General features: G+C 60.3%; 1 protein-coding gene. It reads left to right on the plus strand.

Going from position 1 to position 1,468, the window contains the following annotated elements; genetic code table 11:
* Positions 1–38 precede the first annotated feature (38 nt).
* Positions 39–1,468 (plus strand): type I DNA topoisomerase (gene topA / locus G5358_RS21085; RefSeq protein WP_421324880.1); only part of this gene is annotated, 1,430 nt, incomplete at its 3' end.

Here is a 1,468-nt window from a genome sequence, read left to right on the forward strand (position 1 = left end):
CCAACCCCGTCGGGTGCAATGAGGATAATAGTTACAGCATGGGCAAATCACTGGTCATAGTGGAGTCTCCGGCCAAGGCCAAGACGATCAACAAATATCTGGGCAAGGACTACGTGGTGAAATCCAGCGTTGGTCATGTTCGCGATCTGCCCACCAGCGGCAGCGCCAGCACCGAGCCCAAGAAACCCGTCATTCGCGGCATCAAGTTGAGCGAAGCTGAAAAGGCAGCCAAGGATCGCAAGGCCCTGTTTGCCCGGATGGGTATCAATCCGACCGCTGGCTGGCAGGCTAACTACCAGATTTTGCCCGGCAAGGAGAAGGTGGTCAGCGAGTTGCAAAGTCTGGCCGAGAAAGCCGACACCATCTATCTCGCAACCGACTTGGATAGAGAAGGAGAAGCGATCGCCTGGCACCTGCGCGAGATCATCGGTGGCGACGACAGCCGCTACAAGCGCGTGGTGTTCAACGAGATCACCAAGAGCGCCATCAAGGAGGCGTTTGCCCAGCCGTCCGAACTCAATATTGACCGCGTCAATGCCCAGCAGGCCCGTCGTTTCCTCGACCGCGTGGTGGGTTACATGGTCTCCCCGCTGCTGTGGAAAAAGCTGGCTCGTGGCCTCTCTGCCGGTCGAGTGCAGTCCGTTGCGGTGCGTCTCATCGTCGATAAAGAGCGCGAAATCAAGGCGTTCGTTCCGGTCGAGTTCTGGGATCTCAATGCCGATCTGCTGACCGCCGACAAGAGCGATCTGCGGATGGAAGTGGTCAGCCGCAACGGGGCCGACTTCAAGCCGGTGACCCAGGCCGAGACCTTTGCCGCTGTCGCAGCCCTGGAAGGGGTCGACTACAAGGTGGTGAACCGGGAAGACAAGCCGACCGGCTCCAAGCCGTCCGCGCCGTTTATCACCTCTACCCTGCAGCAGGCGGCCTCTACCCGGCTGAGCTTCGGGGTCAAGAAGACCATGATGATGGCCCAGCGTCTCTATGAAGCGGGTTACATCACCTATATGCGTACCGACTCCACCAACCTCAGCAAAGAGGCGGTTGAGGCGGTGCGTGAATATATCGGCGAGCAGTATGGCGCGGCCTATCTGCCAGCCGAGCCGAATTTGTATGGCGCCAAGGCCAATGCTCAGGAAGCGCACGAGGCGATCCGTCCCTCCAACGTACAGGTGACTGCCGAGATGCTGGAAGGGATGGAGCCGGATGCCATGCGTCTGTACGACCTCATCTGGCGTCAGTTCGTGGCCTGCCAGATGACCCCGGCTCAGTACGATTCCTCCACCCTGACCGTCAAGGCGGGTGAGTTCGAGCTCAAGGCCCGTGGCCGTACCCTGCGCTTCGCCGGTTGGACCAAGGCACTGCCGCCGATGGGTCGCAAGGGCGAAGATAGCCAGCTGCCGGCGGTGACCGTTGGCGAGGTGCTGAAACTGGTCAAGCTGGATCCGCGCCAGCACTTCACCAAGCCGCC

The organism is Aeromonas sp. 604176, assembly GCF_049170755.1.
In the GTDB taxonomy this organism is placed as follows: Bacteria; Pseudomonadota; Gammaproteobacteria; order Enterobacterales; family Aeromonadaceae; genus Aeromonas; species Aeromonas veronii_A.